A 16,377-nucleotide genomic window follows, 5' to 3' on the forward strand; every position below is an offset into this window, starting at 1 on the left:
CATTCTTCAACCCCGCTCACCCTGAGCCTGTCGAAGGGTGCTGGCGCACCGCCGTGCCAGATGCTTCGACAAGCTCAGCATGAGCGGACTTGGGTGTTGTCGGAATTCCTCAGAACGGCCCGGCAAGCCGGTGCAGCGCCGCGCCCATGATGCCGCCGATTTCCTCGCCGGGGCGGCCGGCGAGCTGCGCAGCGCCGATGGAGACGCTGGTTTCCACCACATCGCGGCAGCGTTCGTAGCGGCGTTCTTCATAGGCCATGAGTGCGGCTTCGGCACTGTCTGCCCGCGCCAGTTCCTCGCCCAGCACGAGCGCGCTCTCTACCGCGATGCCTGCGCCTGACGCGAGGTGGGGCGTGGTCGCGTGGACGGCGTCGCCAAGCAGAACGATGCGGCCATCCGACCATGGGCGGGGCTGGATCTTGGCGGCAAGCGGGCGGTAGTTGACCCAGTCCTCGGCGGTCATGGTATCGCGGACCCAGCCGGCATTGCCGCCGAAATCGGCAAGGTGGGCCTTCATCTGCGCGACGAGAGCCTCGCCTTCGAGGCGGTCCTGCCCGTCTTCATGCGGGGTCAGCAGCCAGAGGTAGATGCGGTCTTCGCCGCAGCGGGTGATGCCGGCCATGTAGCGGTGGCCGAAGAAGATCTCGCCGCGCTCGAGCGTCGGCGGCTTCTTCATCGATACGCGCCAGCAGCCCTGGCCGGTGCGCTCGGCCTCGCCCATGTGCGGGAAGGCAAGGTCGCGCACGCGCGAGCGGACGCTGTCGGCGCCGATGACGAGATCGAAGCGGCCGGTAGTGCCATCGGAGAAGGTGACGTCGACACCGCCATCGCGGTTCGCCAGCGCATCGACCGTGATGCCGAGACGCACGGGAATGCCGGCGGCGGCGACACGCTGCTGCATCAGGTGGTGGAGGACCGGACGCATGATTCCGCCGGTCGCGGGAAGGCCTTCCTCGATCGGCGGCTCGTCCATGTCGCGCACGTGCATGCCGTTGAACAGGAACATGCGCGAGCCTGCGACAATGGCACCTTCGCGCGCGATATCCTCGACCATGTCGAGCCGCCGGTATGCGCGCAGCGTCGGTCCGGTAATGGTAATGCCCGCGCCGTAGACGCGCCATTCGGGATCGAGATCGATCAGCGTGACCGCGATGCCGCGCGCGGCAAGATCGATCGCGGCCGCCATGCCGCCGATGCCGCCGCCCACGATCAGGGCGTTGCTGATGGCGGTGATGGGCTGAGGCTTAGTCATGCGGTCTGGTTCCCTTGTTTCCCATGGCCCAGGCAATCCCCTCGGCCAGCAGCGCCGCGGCATGCGGCTCGTCATAGTTTTCCGGCCGGTGGCCGATGGCGGTGTAGAACATGCGGCCGGTCCCGATCGGCTTGCGCCATGCGATCGGGTGGTAGCCCATCGCGAGGCTTTCGCCGCGATAGCCGATCTGCTGGTAGTCCCTCTCGTCGATGGTCGCGACGGCGACCGCTCCGCCGGAGACGGGATTGCGGTCGAAGGAGTACCATTCCTCGAGCAGCGGGAAAGACTTCGCGCCGCCCGCGCCGATGGCATCGTCGGTGATGCCGACGGTGGCCGTCTGGAACTGCGGGCGGCCGGGGTGGCCGATGAAGCGCGCGCCGAGCAGGGTGTCGGCGTACCAGTCCCAGAACCACACGGGATCGCCGCCTGCGCCGTGGATTCCGGCATAGCCGCCGCCATGTTCCAGATAGCCCCGGAACGCGGCACGCTGGGGCAGGGTGAGCGCATCGCCGCTGGTGTTGTTCCAGACGACGACAGCAAAGCGCGCGAGATCCTCGGCGTTCATCACCCCGCCGCGATCCGTGAAGACGATCTGCCAGCCCCGCTCCGCCGCGATGGCCTTGAGGCGCGCGCGGGCGGCATCGACGGAGGGATTGTCGCGAAAGCCGTTGATCTTCTCGAAGACCAGAACCTGCGGGCGGCCATCTGCCGGGGGCAGGGCGGGGCGGTCATGGTCATAGCGGGCGCAGCGCGCCGCGGTGAAGGTGGGGGTGATGGGGAGCTTGGCGAGCTTGGCGGCGAGCGGGGCCTTGAGCGCGGCGCCATCGGCGCGCACTTCGAGCAGCGAGCCGACGCTGAGGATATTGGCAAAGCCCGGAGGAAGCCCGCCGCCGCCGAAGTTGCGGGTGAAGCCGGTGACGAGATCGGACGCGATGCTTTCCAGCGCTGCCGGGCCGTCGGGGTGCAGCAAAACATCGGACAGCGGCGAATCCACGCCGAGCGGCGCCGTCGCGAGCGGGCAATCGCGCACAGGCTCGTCCGCAATCGCGGGCGTTGCCGCGAGCAGCGTCAGTGCGGCGGCGCTGGCCCGCAGCGCGCTCACTGGACCGCCAGCCAATCGATGTACTGGTCGATCCAGCGATCACTCGTCGTGCCCTTGGGCATCATGCCGAAGCCGTGCTCGCCGCCATAGTAGAGGTGGAATTCGACGGCGTCGCTTTCCTTGAGCCAGCTGTCGACGAGCTTCAGGCCGCCCTGCCTGAACAGCGGATCATGCGCGGCGATGGCAAGGAACAAGGGCGGGCGCGGACCTCCCGTGACAGTCTGCGTCATCGGCGGATAAATGAGGCCAACGTGGCGCAGCAGTGCGGCTTCGGGGCGCTGCTCGATCAGGCGGATCAGCGTGCGCGAACCGGCGGAAAAGCCGATGGCGCCGACCTGCTTGGGGTCGAGCTTCCACTCCGCGGCGCGCTTGCTGACGATGGAAACCGCCGCGGCGAGATCATCGACGGCGGGCGGCAGTTCAGCCAGTTCGCCCTTGCCGAGCTGGCCGAACTTGGACGCCATGTCGGCCATGAAGGCTTCCGGTGTCGGCGGCGTCGGGTTCACGCGGTACTTGAGGACAAAGGCGGTGTAGCCCTGCGCCGCGAGCCGGTCGGCGACGCGAAAGCCCTCGCTGTCGATCGAGACGAACATGTAGCCGCCGCCGGGCACCACGATCACCGCCTTGCCATTGGCGCGGCCGTTCAGCGGGCGAACCACATAGAGCGTCGAGCGCTGGACATTGCGTGCCCAGACCTGGCCGAACACACGGGTCCAGGTTTCACCGCCGGTGGGCACGTCGTTGAGCACGATCTCCTCGCCGCGCACCGGCGCGACGGTGTCTGCAGGCGGCAGAGGCAGCATCTGTGCCTGCGCAGGACTTGCGGCGAATGCGAGCAGCGCGGTGAGAAAGGCAAGGATCTTGCGCATGGGGTCAGGCTCCTGCCGTGTGGCTCTTGATGTAGTCGCGGTAAACAAGAGCGCTCGGCTTGGGAGTGCGCGCAAAAGTCTGCCGATCAAGCGTGTGTAGCCCGTAATGAAACTTGTAGCCGAAGCCCCATTCGAAATTGTCGATCAGCGACCAGTGGCAATAGCCCTTCACCGGCACGCCTTCGTCCATCGCGGCCTTGAGGTGGGTGAGTGCCTCGGGAATGAGCCAGGCTCGGATCGCGTCGTCATCGGTACCGACGCCGTGTTCGGTCACGATGACCGGAACCTTTGCGATCTCGTAGGCATAACGCACCGCGCCAGCGAGCGAAGGGGGATAGACTTCAGCGCCCATGATATTGCGGCGTGCGTCCGCCGGCGGATCAAGTTTGCCCTTCTTGCCCCAGATCGAGCGCTCGTAATTCTGCACGCCGATGAAGTCATCGGCCTGAGCGAGGCGCAGCCAGGCATTGTAGAACTTCTCGCGCATTGCATCGCGCAGCGAGCCGGGCTCTCCCGCTTGATCGTCGAGCATGGCGAGGCTCACGCCAACTGGCAGATCACCCCGCACCGCCTTGATCGCTGCCTTTCCGGCGGTATGGCCGGCTCGCAGGTTGGACTGCACCTTTGCCGGATCGGGATGATGGATCGCGTTGCCGGCAAGGAATACCGGGACCCCCAGCTTGGCTGCGGCGGCAGCGGCCATGGCTCTATCCGCTTCGAGCAGTCCGCCCGGTAGAAGGAACTGGAGCAGCCCTGCCAGATTGGGCTCGTTGAGCGTAGTCGCATGATCGATCCCGCCGGCGAGATGGCGCGCGGCTTTGTCGCAGAAGCGCGCGAAGAGTTGCGGTGCCTCGTCGTTGGTCCAGCCACCGCGCGCAGCGAACCATATCGGCGTGGTGAAGTGATTGAAGGTGACGATGGGCCGCAGGCCAACGGCCCGCGCACCTTCGATCATCCGCTTGTAGTGATCGAGCATGGCGATCGAGAACTGGCCGGGTTCGGGTTCGATCCGTGCCCATTCGAGGCTGAAGCGGTAGGCATTGAGCCCGAGGTTCTTCGCGAGCTCGAGATCGGTGCGCCAAAGTTCGAAGCTGTTGGCCGCATCGCCGGAGGGTTCGCTGTAGGCTGTCTGCTTGAGGTTTTCGAGCAGCCAGCAATCGGAATTGACGTTGTTGCCCTCGACCTGATGGCCGGCTGTCGCCGCGCCCCAGATGAAATCGGCGGGGAAGGGGCCGGGCGCCGCAGCTGCCTTGACCGCCTTGGCTGCCACGCGCGGAGCCGCGCTCAGCGCAAGGCCTGCTGCCGTGGCCGCCACGAATGTGCGCCGGTCGATTGTCATTCCGCCATCTCCCATCTGTTTGGATGCTGATCTGGGCGAAATCATCGATCAAGTAAAATTGTCATGATGCATAAAATCGTATAGCCAGCGTCGATACATACGCCGGAGAGTTTGGACAGGATGCGCTTCAAGGGTCTCGATCTCAATCTTCTCGTCGCGTTCGACGCGCTGATGGCGACACGCAGTGTAAGCCGTTCGGCGGAGCGGCTGAACCTCAGTCAACCCGCGATGAGCGCGGCGCTGGCGCGGCTGCGGGAGTATTTCGGCGATGAGTTGCTGCAGCTGCAGGGCAAGCGCATGCATCCCACGCCCTTTGCCGATGAACTCATGCCGCAAGTGCGCGAGAGCCTGCTCGGGCTGGAAGTGATGCTGTCGCGCTCGCCCAATTTCGATCCGCGCACCTCGCAGCGCAGTTTCAAGATCGTGACCTCGGACTATGTCTTCGCCTCGCTGATCGTGCCGCTCGTCGCGCAGCTGGCGGAGGATGCGCCGGGTATCCGCATCGATTGCGGGCTCCCGCAGCCGAGCACGGTGCAGGAACTGGAAGAAGGCAAGATCGATATCACGATCACGCCGGAATATGTGATCGGCGGCAATCACCTCTCCTATGTGCTTTATCGCGAACCGCAGGTCGTGGTGGGGTGGAGCGGCAATCCCGCCATTGCCGACGGCGTCATCACCGAGGAAGCATTCTTCGATGCGGGCCATGTCGTTGTCGTGCTGGGCGGCGGACAGACATTGTCTTACGCGGACCGGACGCTGGAGCTGATGGGGCGAGGCCGCATGATCGAGGCGACGGTGGCGATCTTTACGGCGGTACCCTGGCTGATCGAAGGAACCAACAGGCTTTCGGTGATGCATTCGCGGCTGGCCGAGCAGCTCAAGGGGCGATTTGCGATCAGTACCGCGCCGGTGCCGTTCGAGATTCCCGCGATGAAGCAGATGCTGAGCTATCATCCGGGTCGCAAGGACGATGCCGGGCTGACCTGGCTGCGCGGGCGGATCGAGGCCATCGCGCGCCGCGGCGAGGCGCTTGACGCATAACGTCAGTCTATATCGAATTATCCAAACAATCATTTTTACAGATTGATTGAGCCCCAGCAGAACAGCGGCGGGAGAAACGCCGGACATGCTGACGCTCGCGCACGGACTGACAATCGCCATGGAGACGCTGGCTGAAGGTCGGCGGCTGGGCCTCGCGCCGCTGGCCTGCGTCGTGCTTGATCGCGGCGGCCATGTGCTGGCGATGCTGCGCGACGAGAATGCCTCGATCTACCGGCCCGAAATTGCGATGGGCAAGGCCGCGGGCTGCCTCGGCATGGGCTTCGGCGGTCGCGAACTCGCCAAGCGCGCGGCGGCGATGCCGATGTTTTTCAATGGCCTGCAAGCCGCGTTCCCGAGTGGCATGTTGCCTGTGCCGGGCGGCGTTCTGGTCCGCGATGGCGAAGGCAACCTGCTCGGCGCGGTGGGCGTGACGGGCGACACCTCGGACAATGACGAACTCTGCGCGCTGGCGGGGATCGCCGCGGCGGGGCTGCAAGCGGATACCGGCGCATGAGCGGCACGCTCTTCACCGATGTGATGATTTTCGACGGCAGCGGCGCAGCGCGGTTTCCGGGCGAGGTGCTGGTGCGCGGCGAGCGGATCGAGGCGGTCGCGCGCGGTGATGAACGCTTGCCGCGTGAAGGCGCCGCGGTTGTGGAAGGCAAGGGCCGCACGCTCATGCCTGGCATGGTCGAGGCACATGGGCACCTGACCTGGCCGACCAATGTCGAGCGCACCATCAACACGATGAAGCCGCTCCCCATCGAACAGCATGTGCTCGTCACGGCGCAGAACGCGCGGATCACGCTCGATCACGGTTTCACCAGCGTCTATTCGGCTGGCTCGCTGGGTGAACGGATCGAGCCGGCGCTGCGCGACATGATCGATGGCGGCTTTCTGCCGGGGCCGCGCCTGCGGGCCTCCGCCCTGGAGAAGGGTGCGGAAGGCGTGCTGGGGGTTCCGGCGGGGCATGATCCCACGCACCAGCGCGATATCCCGCACCTGCGCGACTATATCGCGCAGAAGAAGGCAGACGGCTGCGACACGATCAAGTTCCTGATGTCGAGCGATGATGCCTTCCAGCCCGGCGGTTCGCAGACGCTGATGTATTCCGAGGAGGAAGCCCAGGCGATCGGCGAGGCAGCGCGCGAGGCTGGCATCTGGCTTGCCTGCCATGCGCAGGGTGCCGAGGCGGTCAAGCGCGCGCTGCGGGCTGGTTTTCGCGCGATCTATCACTGCACTTATGCCGATGAAGAGGCGCTTGATCTGTTCGAGGCGAAGAAGGACGCGACCTTCACGGCGCCTGCGGTCGGTTTGCTGTGGGCACGTGCGTATGAGGCGCAGGACTTCGGGATTGGTCCCAAGGAAGCCGCCGAACTCGGCGCGCTGCGCGGGATTGAACTCGGCCAGCAGGTCATTCCAGAAATGCGCAAGCGCGGCATCCGCGTGCTGCCGGGCGGAGACTACGGCTTCCCCTATAACCCGCATGGCCGCAATGCGCGCGATCTGGAGCACTTCGTGAACTTGTTCGGCTTTTCACCGACTGAGGCGCTGGTTGCCGCGACGAAGCAGGGCGGCGAACTGGTGGGCTGGGATGTCGGCCAGGTGCGCGCCGGGTTTCTGGCAGACCTGCTGCTGGTCGAGGGCGATCCGACTTCCGATGTCCGCTTGCTGCAGGACAAGGACAACCTTGCCGCCATCATGAAGGGCGGTCAGTTTTTCAAACAACCTTGCGACACTGGAAAGGCCCTCGCATGAGCCGCGTTACCGAAATCCGCTATGTCGGCTATGCCGTCACCGATCTTGCCGCCGAGCGGGCGTTCTACACCGACAACTGGAAGCTCAAGGAAGTCCACGAGGCTGATGGCCTCGTCTACTTCGCAGCCGAAGGACATGACGAGCTCTATGTCGTGCGGCTGCGGCAGGATGCGGTGCAGCGGGTCGACGTGATCGCGCTGGCGGCGGATACCCATGCTGACGTCGATGCGCTGTTCGCGAAGGTTCGCGATTACGGCTGCCAGATCGTGTTCGAACCCAAGCAGCTCGATCATTTCGGCGGCGGCTACGGCTTCCGCTTCTTCTCGAAGGACGGCCTGCCCTACGAGATTTCCGCCGGTGTCGCGCGCGGAACGGCCCGCGCGCTGGCCCCGCGCGAGGCGATCCCCGAGCGGATCAGCCATATCGTCATGCATTCGCCGCGCCACCACGAGGAACTGGCGTTCTTCATCGACGTGCTGGGCTTCAAGCTGAGCGACTGGCTGGGCGATTTCATGTGCTTCCTGCGCTGCAACGAGGCGCACCACCGCATTGCCTTCCTGCCTGGGCCGCCGTGCCTCAACCACGTCGCCTACGACATGCCCAATGTCGACGAGATGATGCGCGGCATCGCGCGGCTGAAGCGGCAGAAGATCGATATCCGCTGGGGCCCCGGTCGGCACACGGCAGGCAACAACACCTTCAGCTACTTCACCACGCCCGCGGGCTTCGCGATCGAGTACACGTCCGAGCTCGAGAAGGTCGATTTCGAGAACCACGTCGCGCAAGTGATCGCGCCCGCGCCGGAGATCATGGACCAGTGGGGCGTCGGCGTCGGCGGTCCGCAGACCATGCCGCACCCTGCGCCCGACGCGGCGCTGTTCCAGCCGGCGGGGGTTTGATCCGATGGCGCTGTTCGAACCCTTTCCCAACTACATCTGGAACCTCTCCGTCGCGATCGCGATGGAGAACGGCGGGCGGATCGGCGAGATCGTCGACATGATCAAGCCGCTGCTCGACAAGGCGCAGAGCGGCGCCGATGCGGGCACGGCCGAGTTCATGGCCGAATGGGTCAAGATGGCGGACAAGCTCGTCGGCCTCGCCGAGGAAGACCTCGCGCTGGGCCGCGAGTTGTCCGCCGGGGCCAAGCTCAAGCGCGCGACGATCTACTACCTGACGGGCGAGCGCATGCAGGCGCATGGATCGGCGGGGCGCGAGCAGACTTATGCCAAGGCGCTCGACAGCTTCCAGCGCGGGACACAGTTCGCGGGCGATCCGGTGCAGCGGGTGGAAATCCCCTATGACGGCAAGACGATTGCCGCCTACTTCCACCGTGCGAACGTGGAAGGTCCGGCGCCTTGCGTGGTCTATTGCAACGGGCTCGACAGCATGAAGGAAATGCTGTGGCTGGGCGGCTTTCCGGCTTCGCTGGCGCAGCGTGGTATTCATACGCTGTGTGTCGATCAGCCGGGGACGGGCGAGGCGCTGCGGCTGCAGGGGCTGAATGCGACGCCCTACTCCGAGCGGTGGGCCTCGAAGTGGGTCGATTGGCTCGAGACGCAGGCTGGCGTTGTCGATCCCAAGCGGATCGGCATGACCGGCATTTCGCTCGGCGGCCACTTCGCGCCGCGCGCGGTGGCCTATGAGCCGCGTTTTGCCAGCGGGGCAGCCTGGGGCGCGAACCACAACTGGCGCGAGGTGCAGGACAAGCGCATGGCGCGCGAGGGCGAGAACCCGGTGCCGCACTACTGGGGGCACGTCTACTGGGTGTTTGGCGCGAAGGACCATGAGGACTTCCTCGCCAAGAGCAACGACATGAACCTCAATGGCCATTTGGACCGGATCAAGGTGCCGTTCCTGGTGACGCACGGCGCGACCGACCGGCAGATCAGCGTCGACTACGCGCACCAGAGCTATGCGCAGCTGGTCAATTCGCCGCGCCGCGAGCTCAAGATCTTCACTGCGCGCGAAGGCGGGGTGGAGCACGTGGGGGCAGACAACATGAGTTTTGGCAATGATTACATTGCCGACTGGTTCGCCGACACGCTGGGGGGCCGCACCAAGGCCTGAAAACCCGCTTTCCCCTACGGACAGGCTACTATTTCCGGTCTGTTTCTGGCATTGATCCCCTCGCGCCAATTCGCGTGCGCGGGGGGAAATGCGCGTGCCGGATCAGAAGACGCAGATCGTTGTCGTGGGCGGCGGCGCGGGCGGGCTCGAACTCGTCCGCAAGCTCGGCGCCAAATATGGGCGCAAGAAGCACGACATCATCCTGATCGACCGCAACCTGACGCACATCTGGAAGCCGCTGCTGCACGAAGTCGCGGCAGGATCGCTCGACGCCAATCTCGACGAAGTGGGCTATGGCGGCCATGCGGTGCGCTGGGGTTACCGTTTTTTTCAGGGCAGCATCGAGAGCATCGACCGCGAGCACCGGACGATCACGACGGCGCCGCTGCTCGACGAGCGCGGCGAGGAAGTGATCGGGCGGCACACGGTGCGCTATGATTACCTCGTGCTGGCGATCGGCGGGATTTCCAACGACTTCGGCGTGCCGGGCGTGCGCGAGCATGCGATGTTTCTCGAAGACCGGCCGCAGGCAGACAAGTTCCGCCAGAAGCTGCTGAATGCGTGCCTGCGCGCTAACCACTTGCACCACACCGGCAATCCCGACGCGAAGGTGCGGGTCAGCATTGTCGGCGGCGGTGCGACGGGCGTGGAGCTGGCGGCGGAGCTCTACAACGCGGCGGGGTCGCTGCGGCATTACGGGCTTGAAGTGTTCGACGAGACCAAGCTCGAAGTCTCGCTGCTGGAAGCGGGGCCGCGCATCCTGCCCGCGCTGGACGAGGCGCTGGCGACGACGGCGCGCGAGGAACTGCAGCGGCTTGGCGTGAAAGTGCTGGAGCGCACGCAAGTTGTGAAGCTGGAGGACCGCGCGGTGCATACTGGCGACGGCGGCGTGATCGACGCGGACCTGATTGTCTGGGCGGCGGGCGTGAAGGGCGCCGAGGAAATCAAGACCATGAGCGATCTGGAGCTGACGCGCGGCAATCAGATCGTGGTGCGGCCGACGCTGCAGACCAAGACCGATGACCGGATCTATGCGCTGGGGGATTGCGCATCGTGCCTGCTCCCCGGCAAGGAACGCCCGGTGCCGCCGCGCGCGCAGTCCGCGCACCAGATGGCGAGCCTTGTCTTCACCAATCTGGTGCGGGCGCAGGCGGGACAGCCGCTCAAGGACTTTGCCTATAGCGACCATGGCTCGCTGGTCTCACTCAGCCGGTTCTCGACCGTGGGGAGCCTGATGGGCAACCTCGTCGGCGGGCGCATGTTCGTCGAGGGGCGGATCGCGCGGATGGTCTACATGTCGCTCTACCGCATGCACCTCATCGCCATCCATGGCTGGTGGCGGGGTGTCACGCTGATCGTGATCGGGCATGTGAACCAGATCGTGCGGCCGCGGCTGAAGCTGCACTGAGCCTCGATCTGCACATCATACCTACAAGAAGCGTCACGTCCGCTCATGCTGAGCTTGTCGAAGCATCACGCGCAACCGTGGTGCTCGCACCCTTCGACAAGCTCAGGGTGAGCGGGGCTGGGGAAGTGGGGGTTAATGCTCCAAGTTCAGCGTCACCGGCCCGAGCAGACCCGAGGGCCGCAAGGGCGCATCGGCGCGGTAGGTCTTGAGCGTGGTGAAGGTGATCGGCTTGGCGCCCGGCTGTGCGTCTCCGATGAGGCGGTTGACCCAGAGGTTGGTCACCCGGATTTCGAGGGTGTTTGTGCCGGACTTGGTGAGGCCGGTCAGGTCGGCCTCGTACGGCGGCTGCCAGAGGAGGCCGGCGGACTTGCCGTTGACCAGCACCTCGGCCAGATCGCGCACCTCGCCGAGATCGAGGATCAGGCGCTGGCCGGGTTTGGTGGCAGGGACCTTCAGCGTCTGGCGATAGGTGGCGGTGCCGGAGAAGTAGCGCACGCCCGGGTCGCTGCTCTTGGTCCAGTCGGCAAGGGCGGGCAAGGTCACACTGGCAGGTGCGCCGCGTCCGGGCTGGAAAGTCAGCGCCCATGGGCCGGACAGCGCTGCGAGCTGCGTGCGCGTCGATGCCGGAAGGCTAAGGCTTGCGGGACCGGCCTTGCGGAACACGACAAAGCCGGATTGCCAAGGCTTCAGTGTCATCGCGATGTCGGTCCGGCCATCTCTGTTGGTGTAGCCGAGCGGCGCGGCCCTGCCGGTCTGCGCGTCCCACCATTCGGGCGCCTTGCCTGTGACTGCGAAGCTGAGTGTCGTCGGCTCGGCGCGGGTTTTGCGGTTGGTGACGAAGTAGATCTCGGCGTCTGCCGTCTTGCGATGGACGAAGCGGAGTGCGGTGTCGGGCCGGGCCTTGGTGTAGGTGAAGTCCGGCGCGATGCCGAGCTTGGCCAGCGCACCATCGGGATCGTGGCTCGCGAGGACGCGGCCTTTGCCGGTATCGCCGCTCCAAAGCGCGTCGGCGATGCGTGTGAATTCAGCAGGATCGTCTTGCAGGGTGGGCGAGCCAAGCGGCTTCTCACCGACCAGAGTCGCTCCGCTGCGCACCAGCTTGTCGATCCGCTTCAGCACCGCGAGGCTCATCCGCGCCGAACTGCCGCCGAGATAGAGCGCCTTGTACCGCGCGCCGCTCTTGGCGACGAGGTCCGGGCCGTCATTCGATAGCTGGTTCAGGAGCACGTCGGGATTGACGAAATCGAAGGCGTTGTTGGTCGGCAGGTCGCCCGGCACGGCCTTGGCGAAGAGACCGGTGAGCGGCGCTTCTTCGCCGTAGAACCAGGCTACATCGGCCACGTTGCGGCCCTGCTGGAGCATGTAGCTGCTGCGCGCGATGTAATCGACCCAAGGCTTTGCCTGCTCGCTCCATGTCTCCAGTCGGTTGAAATACTGTCCGAAGATGAACAGCGAGAAGCCGGGTGCCTTGTCGGTCAGTGGCTGGTGGACCGAGGTATGGATCACTGGGCGATTGACGCCGAGCGCGAATTCCATGTCGATCATCGGCTTCAGATCACGCGGGGCGAAGGCCCAGGGCTGGAGCGCTGCGGTCAGCGATTCCGCAGCGACGAGGTTCTGCCCGTATACATGGGCAACCGATGCGGCGCCGCGCATGTCGCCTTCGTAGCTCGGCTGCGGGGCACCGCGTTCGGTGTCGTAGGACCACATCGCGGCCATCGGCACATCGGCATGGCGGCGCATCGCCATGTCGTCGCCGAGCGAGGGGCGCTTGTCCTCGAGCGCTTCGGAATAGTGGATAAGGCCGCGCTTGTGGGCTTCCTCGGCGATGGTCTTGTAGTGCCCGTCCGCCATCAGGTCGGCGAGGGTCTGCCGGTAATCGTGGAGGAACGCGTCGGTTCGCGCGGGGCTGCCGAGGATCACGCCGGTGAGCGCGGGGAGCCAGGGCACGGGATCATAAGCGCGGCGTGCCTTGAATTCGGCGATGATCTGCGGCGTCCAGTTGCTCGCGCCAACCTCGATGCTGTCGTTGAGGAGGGCGCGGACGCCGTGCTGGCCGATCATGTCGGGGCCCGCAGCGGCGATATATGTGTCGAGGTACGTGTTGATGTAGCGGCGGACGGCGGCGGCATCGAACTTGTCGACTTCGAGGCCGGTAGCTTCGGGCGGCGCGGGGTGGTTCTCGGTGCCGGTAAGCGAATAGCCCATACGCAGCACGCGCCACTGGCCCTTGGGCGGGGTCCAGTCGAGCGAGCCGTCCGGCTTCAGGCGCGAGGTGAGGTCGATGACCGCGCCTTCCGGCACGGCGGGAGCTTCGCCCGTCGGGATCGTGTCGTAATTCAGCGTGGTGGCAAAGCCCGCCTTTTCCTCGAAGCGGTGGGTGAGCGCGGCGGCGGAGAAGCGCAGTTCGTTGACGGTGGCATGCGCGCCCGCACCGCTCATGAAGCCGGGGAACGAGGGGAACTCGGCGCCGGGCGCGGGCGGGGTCGGCAGGCTGAAGCCGGTCTGCTCCGCTATGAAGCGCACGCGCAGCGCCGTGGCGGTGACGGCGGGGAAGGTGATTGTGTATTCGGCGGATGTGCCGGTTGGGAAGCGGGCGACTTCGCTGAAACTGGTGCCGTCCTTGCTGGCCTCGAGGACAGACGCGAACTTGGCTGCGCTGAACAGCGAGACGGGTGGCATCGCCAGCGTGGCCGAGCGGACCTGTTGGGGTGCGGCGAAGTCCGCGCGGATCCATGCGGGTGCATCGGCTTGGCCGACGGGGACTTCGATGGCAGTGGCCAGCTTGCCATCGGTCAGCGCGGCGGCATCAATGGCGCCGGACGATGCCGTCCAGACGGGGGCGAGCGGCGCGGCCGTCTCCGGTACAGCGAAGACGTAGGTGTCGCGGTAGAGCTGCGGCAGATCGGTCTTGGGATGCTCGACCCCGATCTCTGGCTGCATGCCCAGGTCCTGGAACGGGCCGGTGATCGTGGGCGGCAGCGCGAGCTTGCCCTTGAAGGGTTTGCCGCCGGTCACTCGCGTTTCGGACCAGACGAGCTTCTTCATGCCGTCTTCGGGCTTGACCCAGGGACCGCCGGTTTCGCTCCAGCCCGGCGAGGCGGCGATGGCGAGTTCGAGGCCGAGTTTGTTGGCGGTTTCAGCAGCGGTGCGGAAGGCGTGCTTCCATTCCGGCGTCATGTAGACGAGTCGTTTCTCGACCACTTGCGGCGTGTTGAGCTGCGCATCGAAGGTCTGCGCGCCGCCGATGCCGATGCGCTTCATCCATTCGAGATCGAGGCGGATGCCTTCCTCGGTGACGTTGCCGTTCATCCAGTGCCACCACACGCGGGGGCGAGCGGAAGTGGGCGGATCGCGGAAATCGTCGGCGAGCGGATCGGGTGCCTGCTGGGCGTGGAGCGGGGCGAGTGCCGAGCCGGCGAGAACAAGCGCTCCGATGAGGCGGATGGGGGCCTTGTGCAACGCGCGTCTCCCGGATGGATCATGATTGTTTATGATTGCTTTGATCAAAAACGCGCATCGGATGCAAGCGAAATCGGGGAGGAGTGCACACCGCCGGGATACCCTGAGGTGCGTAATACAAACTGGGGCGTTGTTGGCATGGGGACTTGGTGTTAGCCTTGCCGCCATAGCAATGCCGTGGGGGCTCGCAGTATCATGATTGGTATTAAACCGCTGATATTCAAGTATTACCAGCCGGCGACGCTGCTGGCGATTTTCGTGTTCTGGTCGGTTCTGCCGCCGGAACTGGCGACGAATGGCTGGACCATCGTGATCGCGGCGGTCTGCACCAAGTTCATGATCCTGGGACTCGAGCAGATCAACGAACGGCACGCCGGGTGGCGGCTGACGCGCGCTGAATTCTTCTCGGACCTGTTCTACTTCGTGATGTTCTACACGGTGGTGCGCTATGCCGGAAAGCACTGGGCCGATGCGCCGCTGATCGGGGTGAAGGACGCGCTGGGCATCCATACCCCGTGGCTGGAGCATGCGCCGCTGATCGTGCAGGTGGCGCTGATCATGCTGCTGATCGAGTGGGGGCACTACTGGCTGCACCGGGCGATGCACAACTGGTTTCCGCTGTGGGTGGTCCACGCGCCGCACCACTTTGTGCGGCAGCTGAACGCGCTCAAGGGGGCGGTGGGCAACCCGTTCGAATTGTTCCTGATCGGCCTCAGCCTGACGGTGTTTCTCGACTTCTCCTTGCCAGCGCTGTTCTGCGCCGGGCACATGCTGGGCACGATCGCGGCATTCAGCCATGCCAACGTGCGCTTCGATCCGCCGCGCTGGTATTCTGCGGTCTTCACCACGATCGAGGCGCACAGTCTGCACCACTCGGTGGAGTATGAAGACACCCGCTGCAACTATGCCTGCGCGCTGATCCTGTTCGACCGGCTGCACGGCACCTTCAAGGCAGGCGAGGCTGTCGAAGTCGGGCAGGAAGGGCGCCGCCACATGGGGATCGGCGAGACACTGATCTATCCTCTGATGCCGATCATCGACCGGGTGAAGGGGCGCAAGGCGGCGGCTTAGAAAAAGGGACTGTCCCCGTTATTCCCGTTATTCTCGTTTCTTTCGAGTATCTTGATCAGAAAGAGGAGGCGAGTGAAAAAAGGGGACTGTCCCTATTTATTGGGCCACCAAGTCAGTGTGTGGATATCGTGCGCAGAGGTCCATACGCCCTTCGGCGTCCAGCGCAGCGCGCCGCTGCCGGAGGGTTTGCCGACGCGGTCGAGGATCGCGTTGGTGGCGGCATCGATCACCACGTATTCCTGATCATCGGTGGTGCGCAGCCAGACCTTCCCGCCGCCGGTATCGATATCGCCCCACTTGAGGTTGTCGCCCACCTTGATCCGCGCGGTGACCGTCATCGTGGCTGGGTCGATCTTCGCGACGGTGCCATCGCCCTGTTCCTGCACCCAGACCGCGCCTTCGCCCGCGACGAGGAAGCCCGGCATCTTGCCGAGCGCGACGGTGCCAGTGACGGTGTTGGTGGCGGGATCGATGCGGCTGAGCACCTGTTCCTTGCCGCTCACCGCCCAGAGCGCGCCGAGGCCGAAGCTGAGGTACCACGAGCCGGGTGCGACCGGGATCGAGGCGACGACCTTGTTGGTGGCGGGGTCGATGCGGGCGATCTTCCCGCTGGCCTCGCTGCCTATCCAGACGGAGCCCGCGCCGGTAACGGTGTTGAGTTCGCCCTCCATATTGTTGGCGATGCCGCTGGAAATCGTCGCGAGGAGCCGCCCGGTCTTCACGTCGATGCGCTTGACGGCGTTCTCCGGGCAATCGGCGACCCAGAGCGAGCCATAGTCCACGCTCATGCCGCCGCAGGGCCGCCCCATCGGGTATTCGGTCTTCTTGCCCTTCACCGACCACTGCTCGACGCGGCCCTTGTTGGTCGCCCAGACGGTGTCGCCGTCGATGGCAAGGAAGTCGGCAAAACCGGGGACGACCTGCACGACGGGCTTCGCGGCTTCGGCATGGGCAGCAGCGGGGATCAGCGCGGCGGCGAGAAGCAGGGACTTGGGGCTTCGCATG

The 16,377-nt window shown here is 65.4% G+C and carries 13 protein-coding genes; 7 read left to right on the forward strand and 6 right to left on the reverse strand.

Annotated features, from left to right (window positions below; all coding sequences use genetic code 11):
• Nucleotides 1-109 precede the first annotated feature (109 nt).
• The 4 genes from IP83_RS00220 to IP83_RS00235 are packed head-to-tail and all read right to left on the reverse strand — an operon-like array spanning nt 110 to nt 4,562.
• On the reverse strand, nt 110-1,252 hold the full coding sequence (locus tag IP83_RS00220; RefSeq protein ID WP_054120187.1) for an FAD-dependent monooxygenase: 1,143 nt from the start codon (nt 1,250-1,252) through the stop codon (nt 110-112).
• Nucleotides 1,245-2,354: a ThuA domain-containing protein gene (locus IP83_RS00225; RefSeq protein ID WP_054120188.1), complete on the reverse strand. Its 1,110-nt coding sequence runs from the start codon at nt 2,352-2,354 to the stop codon at nt 1,245-1,247. The genes IP83_RS00220 and IP83_RS00225 overlap by 8 nt, the downstream gene beginning before the upstream one ends.
• On the reverse strand, nt 2,351-3,223 hold the full coding sequence (locus tag IP83_RS00230) for an alpha/beta hydrolase (RefSeq protein ID WP_054120189.1): 873 nt from the start codon (nt 3,221-3,223) through the stop codon (nt 2,351-2,353). Before IP83_RS00230 ends, IP83_RS00225 begins: the two co-directional genes overlap by 4 nt.
• Nucleotides 3,224-3,227: 4 nt before the next feature.
• The gene (locus tag IP83_RS00235; RefSeq protein WP_054120190.1) at nt 3,228-4,562 is read right to left on the reverse strand and encodes a family 1 glycosylhydrolase; all 1,335 of its coding nucleotides are present in this window, start codon (nt 4,560-4,562) and stop codon (nt 3,228-3,230) included.
• A gap of 120 nt (nt 4,563-4,682) precedes the next feature.
• Here IP83_RS00235 and IP83_RS00240 point away from each other — a divergent pair, with 120 nt between their 5' ends.
• The 6 genes from IP83_RS00240 to IP83_RS00265 all read left to right on the forward strand — a co-directional run bounded on the left by IP83_RS00240 (nt 4,683) and on the right by IP83_RS00265 (nt 10,839).
• Nucleotides 4,683-5,606, forward strand: coding sequence for a LysR family transcriptional regulator (locus tag IP83_RS00240; protein WP_054120191.1), 924 nt, complete (start codon nt 4,683-4,685; stop codon nt 5,604-5,606).
• A gap of 85 nt (nt 5,607-5,691) precedes the next feature.
• A complete protein-coding gene (locus IP83_RS00245; protein WP_054120192.1) occupies nt 5,692-6,120 on the forward strand; it encodes a heme-binding protein in 429 nt (142 codons plus the stop codon).
• Nucleotides 6,117-7,364 (forward strand): amidohydrolase family protein, encoded by a 1,248-nt coding sequence (locus IP83_RS00250; RefSeq protein WP_054120193.1) that lies wholly within the window; start codon nt 6,117-6,119, stop codon nt 7,362-7,364. Before IP83_RS00245 ends, IP83_RS00250 begins: the two co-directional genes overlap by 4 nt.
• Nucleotides 7,361-8,263 carry a VOC family protein gene (locus tag IP83_RS00255; protein ID WP_054120194.1) on the forward strand — a complete coding sequence of 301 codons (903 nt, stop codon included), beginning with the start codon at nt 7,361-7,363 and terminating at the stop codon, nt 8,261-8,263. The genes IP83_RS00250 and IP83_RS00255 overlap by 4 nt, the downstream gene beginning before the upstream one ends.
• A 4-nt stretch (nt 8,264-8,267) precedes the next feature.
• Complete coding sequence (locus IP83_RS00260; RefSeq protein WP_054120195.1) at nt 8,268-9,431, forward strand: S9 family peptidase; 1,164 nt, start codon at nt 8,268-8,270, stop codon at nt 9,429-9,431.
• A gap of 88 nt (nt 9,432-9,519) precedes the next feature.
• On the forward strand, nt 9,520-10,839 hold the full coding sequence (locus tag IP83_RS00265) for an NAD(P)/FAD-dependent oxidoreductase (protein ID WP_054120196.1): 1,320 nt from the start codon (nt 9,520-9,522) through the stop codon (nt 10,837-10,839).
• 132 nt (nt 10,840-10,971) lie between these two features.
• On the opposite strand, the gene IP83_RS00270 is transcribed toward IP83_RS00265, so the two are convergent.
• Nucleotides 10,972-14,301 carry a glycosyl hydrolase gene (locus IP83_RS00270; RefSeq protein WP_054120197.1) on the reverse strand — a complete coding sequence of 1,110 codons (3,330 nt, stop codon included), beginning with the start codon at nt 14,299-14,301 and terminating at the stop codon, nt 10,972-10,974.
• A 195-nt stretch (nt 14,302-14,496) separates the two neighbouring features.
• On the opposite strand from IP83_RS00270, the gene IP83_RS00275 reads away from it, so the two are divergent.
• Complete coding sequence (locus IP83_RS00275) at nt 14,497-15,372, forward strand: sterol desaturase family protein (protein ID WP_054120198.1); 876 nt, start codon at nt 14,497-14,499, stop codon at nt 15,370-15,372.
• A gap of 92 nt (nt 15,373-15,464) precedes the next feature.
• Here IP83_RS00275 and IP83_RS00280 read toward each other — a convergent pair whose 3' ends face one another.
• The gene (locus tag IP83_RS00280) at nt 15,465-16,376 is read right to left on the reverse strand and encodes a YncE family protein (RefSeq protein ID WP_054120199.1); all 912 of its coding nucleotides are present in this window, start codon (nt 16,374-16,376) and stop codon (nt 15,465-15,467) included.
• Nucleotide 16,377 lies beyond the last annotated feature (1 nt).

This window comes from Novosphingobium sp. AAP93 (assembly GCF_001296055.1).
Taxonomy (GTDB): domain Bacteria; phylum Pseudomonadota; class Alphaproteobacteria; order Sphingomonadales; family Sphingomonadaceae; genus Novosphingobium.